11 protein-coding genes are annotated in these 15,152 nt (G+C 65.6%); 6 read left to right on the top strand and 5 right to left on the bottom strand.

All coding sequences use genetic code 11. From position 1 onward, the window contains the following. Positions 1-65: 65 nt before the first annotated feature. The 4 genes from ACZLIF_RS07565 to ACZLIF_RS07550 are packed head-to-tail and all read right to left on the bottom strand — an operon-like array spanning position 66 to position 8,105. A complete protein-coding gene (locus tag ACZLIF_RS07565) occupies positions 66-1,613 on the bottom strand; it encodes a hypothetical protein (protein WP_128990847.1) in 1,548 nt (515 codons plus the stop codon). Beyond that, positions 1,610-2,716: a phospholipase D-like domain-containing protein gene (locus ACZLIF_RS07560; RefSeq protein WP_478462489.1), complete on the bottom strand. Its 1,107-nt coding sequence runs from the start codon at positions 2,714-2,716 to the stop codon at positions 1,610-1,612. The genes ACZLIF_RS07565 and ACZLIF_RS07560 overlap by 4 nt, the downstream gene beginning before the upstream one ends. Then, positions 2,713-4,923, bottom strand: a complete 2,211-nt coding sequence (locus tag ACZLIF_RS07555) for a phospholipase D-like domain-containing protein (protein ID WP_478462488.1) — start codon at positions 4,921-4,923, stop codon at positions 2,713-2,715. Before ACZLIF_RS07555 ends, ACZLIF_RS07560 begins: the two co-directional genes overlap by 4 nt. 2 nt (positions 4,924-4,925) lie before the next feature. After that, positions 4,926-8,105 carry a type VI secretion system Vgr family protein gene (locus ACZLIF_RS07550; protein WP_128987873.1) on the bottom strand — a complete coding sequence of 1,060 codons (3,180 nt, stop codon included), beginning with the start codon at positions 8,103-8,105 and terminating at the stop codon, positions 4,926-4,928. A 297-nt stretch (positions 8,106-8,402) separates the two neighbouring features. Between ACZLIF_RS07550 and ACZLIF_RS07545 the strand changes: the two genes are divergently transcribed. From ACZLIF_RS07545 to ACZLIF_RS07520, 6 genes are all read left to right on the top strand, one after another. Continuing rightward, positions 8,403-9,389, top strand: coding sequence for a PhoH family protein (locus ACZLIF_RS07545; protein ID WP_053516587.1), 987 nt, complete (start codon positions 8,403-8,405; stop codon positions 9,387-9,389). Beyond that, positions 9,386-9,871, top strand: coding sequence for an rRNA maturation RNase YbeY (gene ybeY, locus ACZLIF_RS07540; RefSeq protein WP_053516586.1), 486 nt, complete (start codon positions 9,386-9,388; stop codon positions 9,869-9,871). The genes ACZLIF_RS07545 and ybeY overlap by 4 nt, the downstream gene beginning before the upstream one ends. Before the next feature lie 61 nt (positions 9,872-9,932). Beyond that, positions 9,933-10,487 carry a hypothetical protein gene (locus tag ACZLIF_RS07535; protein ID WP_053516584.1) on the top strand — a complete coding sequence of 185 codons (555 nt, stop codon included), beginning with the start codon at positions 9,933-9,935 and terminating at the stop codon, positions 10,485-10,487. Between the two features lie 64 nt (positions 10,488-10,551). Next, entirely contained in the window at positions 10,552-11,433 is an 882-nt protein-coding gene (locus tag ACZLIF_RS07530; RefSeq protein WP_128987872.1) for an HlyC/CorC family transporter, read from the top strand. Continuing rightward, positions 11,430-12,659 carry a lipoprotein N-acyltransferase Lnb domain-containing protein gene (locus tag ACZLIF_RS07525; RefSeq protein ID WP_128987871.1) on the top strand — a complete coding sequence of 410 codons (1,230 nt, stop codon included), beginning with the start codon at positions 11,430-11,432 and terminating at the stop codon, positions 12,657-12,659. The genes ACZLIF_RS07530 and ACZLIF_RS07525 overlap by 4 nt, the downstream gene beginning before the upstream one ends. Before the next feature lie 6 nt (positions 12,660-12,665). Further along, positions 12,666-13,688, top strand: coding sequence for a magnesium and cobalt transport protein CorA (locus ACZLIF_RS07520; RefSeq protein WP_053516581.1), 1,023 nt, complete (start codon positions 12,666-12,668; stop codon positions 13,686-13,688). 57 nt (positions 13,689-13,745) lie between these two features. Here ACZLIF_RS07520 and ACZLIF_RS07515 read toward each other — a convergent pair whose 3' ends face one another. Beyond that, the gene (locus tag ACZLIF_RS07515; protein WP_478462622.1) at positions 13,746-15,053 is read right to left on the bottom strand and encodes an NAD-dependent succinate-semialdehyde dehydrogenase; all 1,308 of its coding nucleotides are present in this window, start codon (positions 15,051-15,053) and stop codon (positions 13,746-13,748) included. Positions 15,054-15,152 lie beyond the last annotated feature (99 nt).

Here is a 15,152-nt window from a genome sequence, read left to right as displayed (position 1 = left end):
CACCCGCCAGTGTGGTCCGCTCGGGCAGAGCGGATCTGCCCCAAGCCTCAGAGACAAGCACTGGGCTACTCGCTCAGGAATCCCAGCTTCGTCGTCCCGAATCCGTACCGGGTCTCCATCAGCTTCTTCACCGGTCCCATGCCCTCTATGATCATCCTGCTGTCCGGCGTCCCGCAGCGTGTGCCCACCTGCGTCCTGCCGTACTGCAGTTCGGCTTCACGACTGCGCTTGGGACGGGGATCGGGCTCCCACCAGGGGAAATGGGCATACGGCTTGTTGGCCGAGACTTCATGGCGCCAGCACACGAACGAGAGCGTCTCGTTGCCTGCTGCGTCATAGTCGTAGACGCGGTAGGAGCTGTAGCCGCTGGTCAGCGGCGTGAGCTTCAACACACCCTTCTCTACGTATGCGCGCAGGTTCTCGGTGTAGCCACCACTATCGGGAACCGGGCCGAACAGGATCACCCGCGTGAGCCTGCCGTTTGCGTCGTAGTTTTCCTGGCGATTCAGATCCAGCGTGCGCCACTGGCGTTCGTGGGGCTGTTTGGCACCGGGCCCGAATACCTCAAAGATCCGTTGATGCGAGCGATGGCGATATTCCCGGACGCGGGTGTAGTCGGTGATTCCCTCGAACAGCCCCTTGGCGATTTCTGGTGGCACACGCTCGCCGGGGAAAGTGTAGTTGAGCTTCCCACCTCCATCTCGACTGCGTTGCTCAAAGCTGGGCGTTGCGTCGGACGGAACGATGGAAAAGGACCTGCTCTGGATACCAGTAATGCCTTGCTTATCACTCATCTGAAACGAAGCACCAACGCGGTGCAGGAAGTTTGCACCACTGAAGAACAAATCTCCTTGTGCGTACCAAGCACCATCCGTCGCCTCGGTTCCGAAGCCAAGGTCTTCTTGCCCTTCATCCTCTCCGAGCTTGCGCGTAGCCCTCTTGGTCATATCTGAAGCCAAGAAACCATCAGGCCGATAGGAAAAGTATCTCGTAACTTTCCTTACCGCCTCATCGCGAAGCTGTGAACACTGGAATCCCGGCTTATCCGAGACAATCGACCCAGAGCTCTCATTCGCTACTTCTATGCGGCCATCACCATCATAGAGCGCACAGAACGTTGTCGCCCTATGCCCTTTCGCGTCAGTTGTATGAATCGACGTCAATTGACCGACCGAATCATAATCGAGCTCATACGTCTTGTGCAGCTCGAAATACGGATACACGGGCCTCACCGCAGGATGCAGGCGCTCAGGAGGTGCTTCACCAATCGACTTGGATTCCCGCCTTTTCCACTCTTCAACGCGGCATAGTCGCTGCCCTTGCACGTCCTTTTCCAAGTAGTAGACCGCACCACCATTCGAATCGAATGGCTCATTGTGCAGCTCAGCCAGTTTAGGATAGAGATTGATCCGCACATAAGGCGCAACTTCGTTCGCACGACTAAGACTTGCGCTCAGCACCCCCTTGGGGCTTGGTCTGAACTTGATCACCAAGCTACCCCCCTGAGAAGTGTGCGACTTCCCGATTGGTGAACTGCAGTCTGCCAACGCAGTGTGCGCAGCAGAAAAGACACCCAACGCCATCAACCATCTCAACAGATTATGCTCATTCATGCCTTTTCTCCGGATTTCCCTGGAATACCCCCATTCGAGTGACCAGATTCAATTGACCGACTCCTGTCGAAAGGCACGGCAGCGATAATCTCGTTCGGCATCATGGCAGCAGGGTCGTCCATGCTGCTCCCCCATAGAAGTGGCATCGTCACCCAGAACCCCTGAACACCGTAGTCCCCTGATGCCGTGTCTCGAAGGAAGTCCGTCGCCTTACGCACATCGTGCCGACCTACCGCACCGGTCACGTAGTTGCTTACAACGCTTGGCTCCAGCATGAAGTCTGGTTGCAGGTCCGCCGGCTGCGCGTACAGGATGCGTTTGACGTGCCCTTTGTCACTCAGACCTTCGGCGGGGAATCCATGAAGCACGGAGTCGTAGCGAGGGAACGAGTCACGGGGGACATTGGTGAATACACGTTCATATGCGGCGGAATTTGAATCGGCAAGATTTCTGATGCTTCTCCACGTCTCGGCACTTGCTGGCCTGTCCACCGTCAAGGTTGGCACGTTCTTGTTGAACCAAGGCAGATACGTCCGCGCCGCTTCCGCTGCAGAGTATGACTGCTTCTTTTTCTCCGGCAGCTCTTGAATCTCCTGCCCCAGAAACTTCTTCCACAACTTCAACCGCAGCTCCCGCGCAAACGTTCGGGTTATTACCTGCACGCCGTTGCCCAGGTCCATCCGCTTCGCCTCGCCATCAACGATCACCGCAGCGATCTCGGTATCGCCCGTCCCCAGCAGGCTGCGGTCATTGCAGTTCGCGCTGCCGATGATCGCCACCGCGTCATCAACGATCAGCAGTTTGGAATGCACATAGCACTGCTCGGTCACCACATACAGGGAGGGGCCGTGCTCGGAGCCGATCGTGTGCGGCGGCAGATGATCGCTTCTGCGCGTTTCGGCCAGCACGCCGTAGCTGCGCAGATTCATCACCGACAGGTATTCCTTCCAGCGCCCGGCCTTGACCTCGGCCTGGAGGTCGGCCTCCTCCACGCTGGCCTCGCGGATGTCCTTGTCACGTGCGATCAATGATCGGCAGATGCGCCGGATCAGGCTGTCGTCACCACGCAGCAGGGTCTGCTGCACCCAGTACTGCTGCTTCACCACGGCACCGTCCGCCGCAGGCTGCCCTCCGGGTGCACCGGCAGGGTGATGTACACATGGAAGCCCTGCCGGGCCAGGATCGCACGGCGGATGCGCGCGGCCAGGGCGGCCACCAGCGGGTTGCTGGCCGCCGACTTCACTCCCTGCCTGCGCTTCATCACATCCTGCACGATGTCGGCCCTGCCTACCGGGCCGCTCATCCCCACGCCGCGCCCCACGTGACCAAGCTTCGCCTTCTCGGCATCCGTCGCATGCCGCCGCTCCCCGCCCTTCACTGCGGTTTCCACCACGCTGCCCGGATCCGCGTCGGACCAGCCGCAGTCGGAAATGAGGAACTGCGTCTCCAGATAGATGTAGGCACTGGCCGATGCGATGCAGTTGACCATCGCATCGAGAATGGAGTGCATCGGCTGTTCACGCTCCCAGTACGGCTGCAGGCAGCTGGCGTCGTCCAGGTTCAGGCCGAGTTCCCTGCACCCCTTCTTCTCCAGCGCATGCAGGGCGGTGCCCGAGGAACGCACGATCTGCACGCTGACCTTGCCCGCCGTGCCCGGCACCGTCAGATCACCAAACACCGCCTGCATGCCCCCCATGGACTGCAGCCACTGATCGCTCAATGGCGTCAGTTCCATGCCACGCGCCAGGGTGGTCTGCTCGGGCAGCGCTGTGTCGAGCCATTCATTGGTCTTGCGAAGACCCGTGTTCAGCCCCTTGCGCAGCAGCGAGCCGACGGTCCGGTCACCGCGCTGGTTCTGCCAGACCATGGCATTCCAGCGATGCATGAAGTTGCTGCAGATATCGAATACGGCCGGGCCCGCGATCTGCGCGTGCACGTCCTGCCAGGGCATGCGAGGCTGGCGGCCACTGTCGAGCAGTCGCTGGGTGCGATCAACTGGTGTATTGATCCACTGCACCAGCGATTCCCATGCCTGTTTGGCCTTGTTGAACTTGCTCTCGATCTCGTCATATTTGGTTATGGCGTCCGTGACCAGCGAGTCAGGATCACGCATGTACCCCACGACGGTGGTGGCGGTCATGATCGGGCCCAGAATGGCGGCCTTGATCGTGGCCTTGCGCTCGTCGACCCACTCGCCGAACTTCTTCGCCTGGGTTTTCCTAAAGCCTTCCAGTGCGCGACCTGCGGCGGCAGCAGCCTCGCCGACGTTCAGCTTGACCGCCTCGTCAGCGGTTCGGTTGGAAGCGGCGATGACGTCGGCGTATTCCTTTTCGACCTCGGCCAACCACCCTTGAATGGCCAGGAAGGTCTTGGCGACCGAACGCTGTACCCAGACAGCTTGTTCCATTCCCGGAATGACCATCTCGGCGAGCTTGCGGATGCCCTCGCGCTCAAGCGCGTCGGGTACGCCCAGCTTGTCTGCATAGTCCTGCAGTTCGGCCAATGCGGCACCGGCATCCCACTGCGCCTTCATCTGGTCCAGTGCGATGGCCATGCCGGGCATATACGCCTGTGCGAAGCCGGGACGGACGCGGCCTGCCGCATCCGGGCTGGTATCGGGCTTGTCCAGCGTGAGCTTCGTCTCGTCATCCGTCATGCTCCGATACTTGCTCAGGCAGTTGTTGTAATGGTCATTGATCACGTGCAACGTCGGGTCGCAGACCACGTCGAAGTTGCCGTCGTCCCAACGGCCATGGGCGACGTCCAGGCCGCCGATGAAGCCGATGTTTCCGTCCACCACCAGGATCTTCTGGTGGTGCGAGAAGGCGATGTTGAAGGCATCGGTGCGGCCGGTCGCCGGGTTGTGCAGGCCCACCTGCACCTGCCCGGGCGTCTTGTCATCCTGCATCTTGTACAGCGCCGTGCGCACCTCGTTCTCGTGGGTGTAGGCGGCCGCCTCCACGCTGTCGTAGAGCAGTACCCGCACATCCACGCCGCGCTGGTTGATCGCGTCGAACAGCAGCTCGCTCAGCCGCGCGGAGTGCGCGTCACCGCGCGCGTCCATCTCGGTATCGAAGTTCATCTGCCAGTCGGCGATGAAGATGAACTTCTGTGCGCCGCGGATGGCATCGGCCATCGCCTTCATGGCCGAGCGCCCGTCGGTGAACGCGTCGACGCGGTTCCCATGCCGCACCGGCGCGAACTGACGGTCCGGTGGTGCGTAGTAGTCGCCGCTGGTCGTGCCTTTCTGGCCATCCCTGCAGATGAGAGAGGCGCGCTCGACCCTGCCCCATGCGTTGGCGTCTGCCATGATCAGATCTCCTTGCGCCGCGCCGGGCTGGCGTCGATGTGGGACTGGAACTCGTACTCGGCGCGCTGCCGGTAGGCATGCAGTGCGGCATCGTCGGGCAGGTCGGCCAGACTCTTGCCATAGTTGATCGCCTCCAGCGTATCCAGGGTTGCCCGCACCCCCGGGGAGCCGCTGTATGGCCGGGGCCGCTGCAGCGGGATCACGTCGATTCCGTGTACCAGGAACAGGCAGCCGGGATGGCGGCCTGCGTCACTCCAGATCCTCGCGCACAGCGCATCGTCCAGGCTGACATCGCCCTGTGCGTCGGCCTCACCTTCGGCCAGGGTCTCAGCCCAGCGTTCCGGCAGCAGGGCGCTGTCACGCTGCTCATCGTCCAGGGCGCGGTGCGTGCGCACGATCCTCCAGGGCTGCCCGCCCAGCGGCACACCCTGTGGGCCCGGGATGTCCTGCAGCCTGAAAGCAAGCTTCGGAACCTGCCCGTCCAGCGCGCTGGACGGCATGTCCGGCAGGGGACGGGTCAGCTGCGCCGGGCCGACGAAGGTGCGCTGCCCGGCCTGCACGGTCACCGTGCCGGGGCAGACCAGCACCAGGTTGCCATCTTCCAGCGTAATGCTGGCGCCACCGGCGGTGGCGATGTGCAGGGTGCGCGGTGCGGCAAGCTCCACAGCCCCTTGCCCGCTCGCTGCACGCACGGTGCTGCGCGCCTGCAGGTGGATCGTTTCGGACTGGGCCCGGATGTCCAGTACCTCCTGCCCAGCGACGATGGTCAATGCCGCATCACCGGCAAAGCTGCGGCCACTGGCCGCCAGCATGCCCACCGCCTGCGCCGCGTGCAGGCGCGCACCGCCGGCCACGTTGGCATCGGTGTGCCCGCCACTGGACAGTGCCACATTCCGGGCACCGCCCCAGTGCAGTGCCTGCCCGGCCACCATCATCAGACCGGCCTGCCCATGCAGGCCCAGCGTTGGCTGGCCGGTATGCGGAACATCGCCGGGCGCGGGGTGGCCCTCCTCATCGGCGCTGGCCTGCGCATAGGAAAGTCCGGTCACACTGGCCCGCGCAACCCGTTGCAGACCTGCCAGGCCGGTGCTGTCCTCCCGTACTGCGTGGCTGTCCAAGCCAGCCGTGCCGTGCATCGTGGCCACGCCATGGCTGGACGCGGCCAGGAGGGCGGCCTGCTGCAGCAGCGCGCCGGCCGCAGCCACCTCGCCTGCGGGTGACAGCGCAGCGTGGCCACGCGCGGTCAACCAGACGCCCCGTTCGGCACGCAGCGCGCCCCACGCGTCAGTGCGCAGTTCCGCGCCTTCTCCGCGCAGCGAACCACGATGGTTGTCAGCCATGTGCAGCAGATGACCAAGATTCAGCTCGCTGCTGGCGTGGCTGCTGGCCAGCTGCACGCGCAGCTGTGCGTCGGAATCATCGAAGGCCAGCCGGTTGTAACCCGTTCCGGACCATTCCCGTGACTGGATGCCCCATACCGCCCCGGCATGCCGGTGCTGGTCCTGCCCCGGTGCCATCGCGTGCCAGACAGGCGCATGACCGCCGGCCGCATTGCCCTGTGCGCTCGGACGGGAGTCGGTGGCATGCCCGAACAGGCCGCCGCTTTCGTCTGCGGCCGCTGCTCCGGCCGGGGTACGCGCAACGCCCGCCTCGCCACGACCGTTGTACAGCGCGCCCAGCACCAAGGGTTGGTCAATGTTCCCGTCCAGAAAGCCGATCACCACCTCCTGACCGACACGCGGCAGGAACTGTGCACCGACGCCCGGCCCAGCGTAGCGCTGCGCGACCCGCAGCCAACAGGTCGTACCGGCATCTGTGGCGTCCTGAAGATGCAGACGCACCCGTACCCGGCCCAGGTGATCGGCGTACAGAGCGGCATCATCACGGCCATCGCCAGCGATCACCGTAGCGGTCTGATGGCCTGGCGCGAGCGGCCGCGGGTGGATGCGTTCGCCGGTGCCATCGGCCAGCACGGGCCGCCACGGTCGATTCCGATCGACGGCGCGGAAGCGATTGGCATAACCCAGGGGCGCGTTTGTCTCCAGCGCCACGCCGGGCATGGCTGAACCGGCCTCAAGCCAGCGGGCCGGTGCCGCAGCGCGTGGTTGCTCCGCCCCCTGCGTGATCGGCGGCGGATTGCACCCGTAATGCAGCAGTTCGGTCGGCAGCAGGCTCGGCGTCGAACCAGCGCCCGCGGCCAGAACGCGGATGAAGCGACCGACCTGCAGGCTGCGTACGCTGCCTGCCGCCAGCCAGCCTGCACTGCCGGCCTCGTGCGCTTCAGCTGCTCGCCGCGCGCGACGATACCCCTCATCGGCACCAGCCAGGGCGTGTGTGCCCACCGGCTCATAGACCTCGCGCGGGCTGCGCCCGGCGTCCTGCAGTGGCATCTGCACATGTCGGACGGTGGCCGCCGGGCCATCGTCGGTGACAAGCGAGAGCCGGCTGCTGCCCAGCCGACGCCACCTGCCCAGTTGCTGCAGGGCATCTGCGCGCTCGGTGGCGTCGTCACGGTGGAAACGGATACCGCCGTCTCGGGCCGATTGTGGATTCTCAGGTTGCACGCTGCTGTCGGCGAACAGCACGAGCGTCAATCGGCCGCTGCTGTCGCTCTCGAACGTGCCCGCAATGCCTTCATCGGCCAACAGCCGCTGCACGAACTCAAGGTCCGGCTCCCGATACTGGATGCAGCAGTCGCGCACGGGTGCGGCGGCCAGAGCGGCCAGGGCATCGTCGCTCCAGCGCCAGCGGGCCAGGCCGCTGTGCATGCCGAACACGTCCTCGACGATGTCCCGCACGGTCCGCTGCTGATGGACTCGGCTGCGCCGCGCATGCCGCAGGAACCACGTCCATGGCACGAGATGCAGCCGGTAGCGCGCCAGACCGCCGTCTGCGCCAAGGAGGTGAGCGGCGGCGATGTAGCCGCAGCGATGGTGGTCCTGGCCATCATCGAGGCAGGTGACCAGCGCGGCGCTCAGTCCCGGCCAGTCAGCGCACGCCAGGCCTGCATCCGGGTGCACGGCATCTACCCAGTAATCGAAACCGTTGACCAGGCTTTCGTGGCCCCACCACTGTTCAACGAGCAAGGGGGGCAGGCCCTCAGCCTGCAGCCGATGCAGTTGCCCGTTCGACCCGAGCCCCGCCAGCGGCGCGTGCGCAGCTGCCGTATGTGAAACATCCATGACCTCTCCCTGGCCGGGCGCTCCGCCCCGACGCTCAATGCCTGTGAACCTTCCCGTGGCCACCGCTGCTTCCGGTTTCCGTTCCCCACCCGGCCGTGACGCTTTTTTCACCACCGGCGCAGGAAGCTTGTGGCACAAGCATTGCGAACGTCTATCCACAGGTTCCCGGAGGCCCGATCCACACCCCGTGTGGAAAACCGCGTCGCAGCCCCCGTACTGGCCGTGTGCGCCCCCGCGCGCTACCCTTGTTTCCCCTTGAAGACACTGTGGTGGAAGGCTTCCGCCCCACCTCCAGCAATGAAGAACATCGAGCATCGAGACTTCACCCTGTCGCCGGAAGACAACGCGCGCCTGGCCAACCTGTGCGGCCCGTTCGACGGCCATTTGCGACAGATCGAACTGAAACTCGGCGTGGAGATCGCCAATCGCGGCTTCGTGTTCCGTATCAGTGGACCGAAGGAAGCCAGCGTGGAAGCGCAGAAGCTGATCGAGGCCCTGTACGCCGAAGCCGGCGAGACCACCTTCGACAACCACGCCATCCACCTGCGCCTGGCCCAGGCCAACGTGGAGCAGATCGCCGAACGCTCGTACGAAGCACAGGACGTGGCGATCCGGGTCAAGCGTGGCACCGTGCGCGGTCGCGGCGCCAACCAGGGCCGCTACCTGCACCAGATCGCCACCCATGACATCAACTTCGGCATCGGCCCGGCCGGTACCGGCAAGACCTTCCTGGCTGTGGCCAGCGCGGTGGAAGCGCTGAACGAGTCGCGCGTGCAGCGCCTGATCCTGGTGCGGCCTGCGGTCGAGGCCGGCGAGAAGCTCGGCTTCCTGCCCGGCGACCTGACCCAGAAGGTCGACCCCTACCTGCGGCCGCTGTACGACGCCCTGTACGAAATGATGGGCGTGGAGAAGGTGGTCAAGCTGCTGGAGAAGAACGTCATCGAGATCGCACCGCTGGCGTACATGCGTGGCCGCACGCTCAACGACGCGTTCGTGATCCTGGACGAGGCGCAGAACACCACCATCGAGCAGATGAAGATGTTCCTGACCCGGCTGGGCTTCGGCTCCACCGCCGTGGTCACCGGCGACCTGACCCAGACCGACCTGCCCAAGCACCTGAAATCGGGCCTGCGCGATGCCATCGACGTGCTGCGCGATGTCGAGGGCGTGAGCTTCACCTTCTTCGAATCGCGCGACGTCGTCCGCCATCCGCTGGTGGCCCGCATCGTCAGTGCCTACGACCGCCGCGACCTGCATCAGATCCAACCCGGAGCGACATCATGACCCGTGGTCCCGTACGGCTGGACGTCGCCGTCAGTTACGCCCTGCCCCGCGCCGGACTGCCGGCTGCGGTGAGCTTCCGCAGGTGGGTTGCCGCGGCCCTGAAGGGCCGGATCCGCGAAGCCGACCTGGCGATCCGCGTGGTCGATGCCAAGGAGGGGCAGTCGCTGAACCGCCACTACCGCGGCAAGGACTACGCCACCAACGTGCTCAGCTTCCCGGCCGAAGTGCCCGAAGGCCTGCCCAAGGGCGTGAAGTTCCCGCTGCTGGGCGACCTGGTGATCTGTGCCCCGGTGGTCGAGCGCGAGGCCGGCGAGCAGGGCAAGGCGCTCAACGCCCACTATGCGCACCTCACCGTGCACGGCGTGCTGCACCTGCTCGGCTGGGACCACGAAGACGACAAGGAAGCCGAGGCGATGGAGCAGCTGGAACGCGAGATCCTGGCCGAGCTCGGCATCGCCGACCCTTACGCCGGCGAGCGCTGAGCCCGCCCCCCTGACCGGAAGGCAGCCGAGCCCAGGCTCGGCGCCACCACGGAGTGCCGCTGTGTTCCTGCCCCTGCTGCTTGCCACCTCTGCGTCCGCCGCTCCGCTGGACCTGCCGGCACTGATCGAATGCCGCCAGGACGTGGCCGCCCATGCCGCGCTGGCACCGCTGCTGGCCGACCCGCTGAAAGCGGTCGCCAGCGGCCTGCAACCCCTGCCGCAGGGCAACCGGTTCCTGAGCGAGTACCGGCTGGCGCAGCCCATCACGGTGTTCGGCACCCGCACGGACCGGGTCGCGATGGCCGGTGCCAGCATCATGGCCATCCTCGATGAGGCCGACCCCCGGCCACTGGCCAGGCGGCTCGGGCTGGAGACCGGATACGACCAGGACGGCAAGTTCATGGCGGGGCGCGAACTGGTCAGCCGTGACGTGACCGACCCGACCACCGGCGAGGCGCAGATCGAGTCGATCATCCTCAGTGTCTCAACGGTGGCCTCCCACCCGGGCCGGACGCTGGCCGGCTGCACCTACAGCCTGGACCTGCCCGAAGCACCGGCGTCCCGGCCTGAACTGGCGCCGCCCCCGATCACCGGCCCCGGCAGCGGGGGGCGCTGACAGGCCGCTACATCCTGCTAGACTGGCGCCAACGCCCGGCATGCCGGGTGCCCTTTTTCCAGAGATGTCTGAAGACGACAGTAGTAGCTCCCTGCAGGAGCACAGTGAAAAGAAGCGCGGCTGGCTGGAACGCCTGACGTCCGCGTTCTCCGGCGAACCCCATACCCGCGACGAGCTGGTCGCTGTCCTGCACACCGCGCAGGAAGAAGGTCTGATCGCCGCCGATACCCTGAAGATGATGGAAGGCGCCATTTCGGTGGCCGAGCTGACCGTGGGCGACGTGATGATCTCGCGTTCGCAGATGGTCTCGCTGCCGGTCGAAGCGCCCTTCCTGGAACTGATGAAGCAGGTGGTCGAATCCGGCCATTCGCGCTTCCCGGTGCATGGCGAGAACAAGGACGACATCCTCGGCATCCTGCTGGCCAAGGACCTGCTGCGCGGCGTGGTTGCCGACCACGGCCCGGCCAACGTACGCGAACTGCTGCGCCCGGCGGTGCTGATTCCTGAAGCGAAGAAGCTCAACGTGCTGCTGAAGGAGTTCCGCCTGTCGCGCAACCACATGGCCATCGTGGTCGACGAGTACGGCGGCGTCGCCGGCCTGGTCACCATCGAGGACGTGCTGGAACAGATCGTCGGCGACATCGATGACGAGCACGACGAAGCCGAGGATCCGTCGGCACAGATCGCGATCCAGGCCGACGGCCAGTACGTGGTCGATGCCCTGACCCCGATCGGGGATTTCAACGAGCGCTTCGGTGCCGCGTTCTCCGACGAGGACTACGACACCATCGGCGGCCTGGTCACGGAAGCGGTCGGTCACCTTCCGGAGATCGGAGACGAACTGGCGCTGGACCGCTTCATGTTCCGCGTCGCGCGTGCCGATGCGCGCCGGGTACAGGCCTTCCACGTGACGGTGCTGCCACCGGACGCGCAGGACGACGCTTGAAGCGGCGCGGGCTGATCCTCACCCTGTGGCTGGCACTGTGCATGCTGGCCACGGCCGTGCCTGCCATCGCCTTCGCGCAGGCCACGGCTGCGGTCGCCGGGCCCGCGCCGCCGCGCATCGGCGTGGTGACGATGCAGCCCGGCACGGTGTTCTTCGAGCGTTTCGGCCATGACGCCATCGTGGTGCTCGATCCGGCCAGTGGTGAGGCAACGTCGTACAATTTCGGCTACTTCGATCCGTCCGAGGATGATTTCATCGGTCGTTTCGTGCGTGGCGACATGATGTATTACCTGGTGGCGCTGCCCCTTCAGCAGGACCTGTCGTACTACGACGAGACCGGCCGCGGAGCGAGCGTGCAGTGGCTGGATCTGCGCCCGGACCAGGCGCGCGCACTGGCCGCCGACCTGGCCGAGCGGGCCAGGCCGGAGAACGCGCGCTACCACTACGACTACTACACCGCCAACTGCGCGACGATGGTGCGCGACACGCTGGACAAGGCGCTGGGTGGTGGACTGCATGCGCAGCTGTCCGGACGCTCGCGCGGCAATACCTACCGCAGCGAATCGGTCCGCCTGGCCTCGCCCGCGCCGTGGATGTGGCTGGGCTTCGACGTGGGCCTGGGCCCGTTCGCCGATCAGCCGCTGTCACGCTGGCAGGAAGCGTTCGTGCCGATGCGCCTGGCCGATGCCCTGCGCCAGGCGCGCAACAGCGACGGTCGTCCGCTGGTGCAGTCCGAGCAGGAACTGCTGCCGCACCGCATCGATCCGGAGCCCAAGGAATTCCCGCGCCGCTGGTGGCCGTGGCTGCTGTGCGGCCTGGCCATCGCTGCCGGCGTGCTGGCGTTGCGCAACCGGCCGCGCCTGCTGGCCGGACTGGGACTGCCGTTGTGGCTGCTGTGTGCCGTCGCAGGTGGCCTGCTGGTGTTCCTCTGGGGCTTCAGCACCCATTACGCCGCCTGGGCCAACCGCAACCTGCTGCTGCTTTCGCCGTTGTGCGTGCTGCTGCTGCCGGGCGCGGTCCGGCTGCTGCGCCGTCGCCCGCCGGGCCGCATGTTCACGGTCGTGCTGTGGCTGGTGGCACTGCAGGCCCTGGCCGCGCTGGTCCTGCACTGGCTGAGCCTGCAGGCACAGTACAACGTGCAATGGATCGTGCTGCTGCTGCCGATCCATGCTGCCCTGGCCTGGGTGCTGCGGCGCGATCGTCACTTGTCGGATACGCGGCACTGACGCACGATGGCGGGCATGTCACTGCCCGCCTCCGCTGCCGCACCTGCTTCGGCCAATCCCGCCTGCGTCATCAACTGCGTCCACTACGATGAGCAGGGCGTCCGCCATGACATCAGCCTGGACGCCATCAGCGACGTCATCGCCAGCGGCAACGGCTTCGTCTGGGTCGGCCTGTTCGACCCCAATGAAGACGTGCTGCTGAAGCTGCAGGAGGAGTTCTGCCTGCACGACCTGGCGATCGAGGACGCGCGGAATGCGCACCAGCGGCCGAAGGTGGAAGCCTACGGCAACTCGCTGTTCGTGGTGATGACCACCGCGCAGATGGTCGATGAGCGCATCCAGTACGGTGAAACCCACGCCTTCCTCGGGCCGCGTTTCCTGGTGACCGTGCGCCACGGTGCTTCGCTGTCGTATGCACCAGTACGTGCCCGGGTGGAACGCGAGCCGCAGCTGCTGAAGATGGGTCCGTCGTATTGCCTGTATGCCGTCACCGACTTCGTGGTCGACAACTACCTGCCGATCACCAACCGCTTCCGCGACACGCTGGAGCTGCTGGAGAAGGACATCTTCGCCGAGAGCTACAAGCGCAGCACCGTGGTGCGCCTGTACGAGCTCAAGCGCGAGTTGAACAAGATGCGGATGGCCGTGGCCCCCTTGCAGGACGTGCTGGCGCAGCTGCGCCGCTACCAGGGCGAATTGATTCCGGACGAAGTGAAGCTCTACGTCCGCGACGTGCATGACCATGCGGTGCGCATCAGCGACGTGATCGATACCTTGCGCGAGATGCTGGGTACCGCACTGAGCGTGAACCTCTCGCTGGTGACGCTGGCGCAGGGCGAAACCGTAAAGCGGCTGGGTGCGTGGGCGGCCCTGCTGGCGGCGCCGACACTGATCACCAGCTGGTACGGCATGAACTTCAGTCACATGCCGGAGTTGAGCCAGCCATGGGCGTACCCGCTGATGATCGTCGGCGTGGGCGGTGTCTGCGTGGGCCTGTACCGGTTGTTCAAGCGCGCGCGGTGGTTGTAGAGCCGAGCCCAGGTTCGGGCTCGGCTGCTTCTTTACCGTGGCACACGGAATGCATCATCAGGCCACGTAGACAGTCTTGATGTTCATGAACTCATGGATGCCATGGTCCGCCAGTTCGCGGCCGAAGCCTGACTGTTTGCTGCCGCCGAACGGCAGCCGCGCGTCACTCTTGACGATGGCATTGACGAAGGCCGCACCGCATTCCATGCGCTGGGCGAAGGACTCGCCACGCACCGGGTCACCGGTCCAGACACTGCCGCCCAGCCCGAAGCGGGTGTCGTTGGCCACGCGCAGCGCTTCCTCTTCATCCTTGACCCGGATCACCGCAGCCACCGGCCCAAACAGTTCCTCGTCGTAGGCGGGCATGCCCGGCCCGACCTGGTCCAGCACGGTGGCCGGATAGCCGGCATGCGTGCCCGCGATCGGCTCGCCGCCCAGCAGCACCCGCGCCCCCTTGGCCACACTCGCCTGCACCTGCTTGTGCAGCTCGTCGCGCAGGTCCGCGCGGGCCATCGGTGCCAGCGTGGTCTCGCGCTCGCTGGGGTCGCCATACCGGCGCTGACCAGCCGCCTCGACGAAGCGGCGGGTGAATTCATCCGCCACGCGCTCCACCACGATGAAGCGCTTGGCAGCGATACAGGTCTGCCCACTGTTGTCGAAGCGTGACTTCACTGCGGCCGCCACGGTCTTGTCGAGGTCGGCATCGTCCAGCACCACGAAGGCGTCACTGCCCCCCAGCTCCATCACCGACTTCTTCAGCTGGCTGCCCGCATTGGACGCGATCGAACGCCCGGCGCGTTCGCTGCCGGTCAGCGTCACCGCCTTCACCCGCGCATCGCGCAGCACCTCGGCTGCCTGGTCGTTGTCGATGTGCAGAACGTCGAACACACCGGCCGGCAGGCCACCGTCGCGGCACACCGCCAGGATCAGGTCCGCACACTGGGGCACGTTGCTGGCGTGCTTGAGCAGCGCCACGTTGCCGGCCATGAAGGCAGGCGCAAGGAAGCGGAACACCTGCCAGACCGGGAAGTTCCATGGCATCACCGCGAACACGCAGCCGATCGGCTCGTAGCGCACGTAGCTGCGCTGTGCCTCGGTATCGATCAGCTGGGGCTTGAGGTAGTCGGCGGCGTGATCGGCGTAGTACTCGCAGGCCGCCGCGCATTTGTCGACCTCGGCCAATGCCTCGGCCTTCAGCTTGCCCATCTCGTGCGTCATCGCCTGCTGCAGCTCGTCACGCCGCGTGCGCAGCTGCGCGGCGATCCCTCGCAGGACGGCACCCCGCTCCTGCAGCGAACGTGCGGCCCAGCCCGGGAATGCGTCGGCAGCGGCCTGCAGGCGCTGCTCGACGTCGGCAGCGCCCATCAGTTCATGGCGGTAGGTCACCTGGCCGGTGGTGGGATCGATGATCTCGACAGTCATGGGGGATCTCCTTCAGGCAGATCCCCAGTGTGCGCCCTTGCC

It is taken from the genome of Stenotrophomonas sp. 2201_Sma (assembly GCF_056486685.1).
This window is presented reverse-complemented; position numbering and strand designations above follow the sequence as displayed.

Excerpts from the sequence above, each read along its gene's own strand:
- ACZLIF_RS07565 (WP_128990847.1), bottom strand. The coding sequence starts at position 1,613 with ATGAATGAGCATAATCTGTTGAGATGGTTGATGGCGTTGGGTGTCTTT.
- ACZLIF_RS07555 (WP_478462488.1), bottom strand. The coding sequence starts at position 4,923 with ATGGCAGACGCCAACGCATGGGGCAGGGTCGAGCGCGCCTCTCTCATC.
- ACZLIF_RS07550 (WP_128987873.1), bottom strand. The coding sequence starts at position 8,105 with ATGGATGTTTCACATACGGCAGCTGCGCACGCGCCGCTGGCGGGGCTC.
- ACZLIF_RS07545 (WP_053516587.1), top strand. The coding sequence starts at position 8,403 with ATGAAGAACATCGAGCATCGAGACTTCACCCTGTCGCCGGAAGACAAC.
- ybeY (WP_053516586.1), top strand. The coding sequence starts at position 9,386 with ATGACCCGTGGTCCCGTACGGCTGGACGTCGCCGTCAGTTACGCCCTG.
- ACZLIF_RS07530 (WP_128987872.1), top strand. The coding sequence starts at position 10,552 with ATGTCTGAAGACGACAGTAGTAGCTCCCTGCAGGAGCACAGTGAAAAG.
- ACZLIF_RS07520 (WP_053516581.1), top strand. The coding sequence starts at position 12,666 with ATGGCGGGCATGTCACTGCCCGCCTCCGCTGCCGCACCTGCTTCGGCC.
- ACZLIF_RS07515 (WP_478462622.1), bottom strand. The coding sequence starts at position 15,053 with ATGGGCGCTGCCGACGTCGAGCAGCGCCTGCAGGCCGCTGCCGACGCA.